This window comes from Streptomyces sp. NRRL F-5135 (assembly GCF_000719775.1).
GTDB classification, from domain to species: Bacteria; Actinomycetota; Actinomycetes; order Streptomycetales; family Streptomycetaceae; genus Streptomyces; species Streptomyces hebeiensis.
This window is the reverse complement of sequence record NZ_JOHR01000066.1, coordinates 1-589: the sequence shown is the minus strand read 5'-3', so window position 1 is coordinate 589 and position 589 is coordinate 1. Positions and strand designations below refer to the sequence as shown.

Sequence of the window (589 nt, the reverse complement as noted above, 5' to 3'; positions counted from 1 at the left end):
CGTGGTCTACCAGCCGCCGGTGCCTATTTCGGTACGGCCGCCCAGGGTGCTGCCGTTGCCTTTGTAGAGGTAGAGCTTGCCGGTCTTGTAGGGGGTGGAGGCGATGGCGGTGAGGTCGCCGATGTCGTCGCCGGTGAAGTCGGCGGCTGCGTAGTCGGAGATGCCGTTCCAGCCGCCGGTTCCGATGAGGACGCGGGTTCCGAGGGTGTTGAGGCCGGTGGTGGTGTTTCCGGTGCCGGGGTAGACGAAGAGTTCGCCGGTTTCGGTCTTGGTGGCGATGAGGTCGGCTTTGCCGTCTCCGTTGAAGTCGCCGGGGGAGGCGAGCTTGTTCATGCCGTTCCAGCCGCCGGTTCCGATCAGGACCCGTGAGCCGAGTGTGTTGAGGCCGGAGGTGCCACTGCCGGGGTAGAGGTAGAGTTCGCCGGTTTCGGTTTTGACGGCGCCGAGGTCGGTCTTTCCGTCGGCGTTGAAGTCTCCGGAGAAGAGGTTCTTCATGCCGTTCCAGCCGCCGGTTCCGATGAGGGTGCGGGTTCCGAGTGTGTTGAGGCCGGTGTTTCCGGTGCCGGGGTAGAGGTAGAGTTCGCCGGTT

The 589-nt window shown here is 64.7% G+C and carries 1 protein-coding gene; it reads right to left on the bottom strand.

The genetic code is table 11. The annotated features are described in order from the left end of the window. Positions 1–6: 6 nt before the first annotated feature. The coding region (locus IG02_RS0135520) for an FG-GAP-like repeat-containing protein (RefSeq protein ID WP_030757786.1) at positions 7–589 on the bottom strand (583 nt) is incomplete at its 5' end.